This window comes from Plesiomonas sp., from assembly GCF_051650925.1.
Taxonomy (GTDB): Bacteria; Pseudomonadota; Gammaproteobacteria; order Enterobacterales; family CAMTGL01; genus Plesiomonas.
In genome coordinates this window covers 1-1,407 of the sequence record NZ_JBOFRH010000280.1, presented here as the reverse complement: position 1 = coordinate 1,407, position 1,407 = coordinate 1, and the positions used below count along the sequence as shown (strand labels likewise).

General features: G+C 49.9%; 2 protein-coding genes. One reads left to right on the top strand and one right to left on the bottom strand.

What is annotated here, in order from left to right; translation table 11 throughout:
- Positions 1-146 (bottom strand): DeoR family transcriptional regulator (locus ACRC27_RS06745; RefSeq protein WP_438639482.1); only part of this gene is annotated, 146 nt, incomplete at its 3' end.
- Positions 147-595: 449 nt separating this feature from the next.
- Between ACRC27_RS06745 and chrA the strand changes: the two genes are divergently transcribed.
- Positions 596-1,407 (top strand): chromate efflux transporter (gene chrA, locus ACRC27_RS06740; RefSeq protein ID WP_438639481.1); only part of this gene is annotated, 812 nt, incomplete at its 3' end.

Here is a 1,407-nt window from a genome sequence, read left to right as displayed (position 1 = left end):
AGTGTGGCGCCGCCATAACAGCGCGTTACACAGCCTTGTTTTTCCAATTGATTGAGATCGTAGCGGATAGTCACTGCCGACACACCATATTGGCGTACAAAGGTATTCACATCTCCTTTGCCGTGGGTGCGGATAAAGGTCAACATTTCAGCTCTACGTTGTGCGGTGCTCTGCATCGGTGGTCTTTTCCCTCTGACCGACATGCGTTGTCTACTATAACTTGCGAAAGTGTAATACAGCCAACAGAACTAAAACAGAGGGAAGAATGTGATACTTTAAAATGGTTTTTCTTGAATCAATTGCAACTAGGATTTATCCAGTAGTAGGCGGTAAGTAAACTATTTGGCATACATTAACAATGTTGCTGCTTTAGAACATCGTCTCACGAGTAAAAGTATACAGAAAGTGTAAGTAAGGGCGGTAGCTGTTGAGTAATTGAGATGACTGTATTTTCTATTACGTTTGAACACAGTTACTTAGAAATTGCGGACTTTAACCTTATATCTAACGTACAAATTATACGCATTAACTGTTTTGTCATAATTGAGTGCTACAGTGGTCGGCTGACGTTATTCATCGGGATTTTGGTTAACTTATGTCCTCAGCTGCCACTCCTTCGTTTCATCTTTTCCTGATTTTTCTCCGTCTTGGTCTGACATCATTTGGTGGACCGGTTGCCCATCTGGGTTATTTTCATCATGAGTTTGTCGCTCGCCGTCGTTGGTTAAGTGAGTTTGAGTACGCCGATTTAGTGGCGTTATGCCAATGCCTGCCCGGGCCGGCCAGTAGTCAGTTCGGCATTGCGCTGGGCTTTCGTCAAGGCGGCTATCTTGGTGCGCTGGCGGCGTGGTTGGGTTTTACTTTGCCGTCGGCACTGTTGATGGCGGGCGCGGCGTGGGGAATTCAGCACTATGGTCTGTTACCCAATGGCTTTTTAATGAGTGGCCTTAAGTTAGCGGCCGTCGCCGTAGTGGCGCATGCGGTGTGGAATATGGGCTGGCAACTGTGTCGTACTCGCGGCACGCTGTTGCTTGCCGTGATGGCGCTGGCTGGATCGCTGATGATTGCGGATGCGCGTATGCAACTGCTATTCATCATATTTGGCGCGGTGGTCGGTCGGTTTTGTTTGTCGCCCGCGGCTGTGGGCTTGCGTGAGTCTATACCTAACTCCATACCTAATGCGGCCTCGTCGATGGCGGTGCACTCTAGGGGCATGTCGCCTAGGCAGGGGATTGTTCTCCTGTTGCTATTTGCGGCGTTGTTAGTGCTGTTACCCGCGTTGATGCTACTGGTGACATCACCGGCGTTGTCACTGTCTTCCGCCATGTACCGCGCGGGTGCCTTGGTGTTTGGTGGTGGGCATGTGGTGTTGCCGTTACTGGAGGCGGAGTTCGTGCAGCCGGTTGG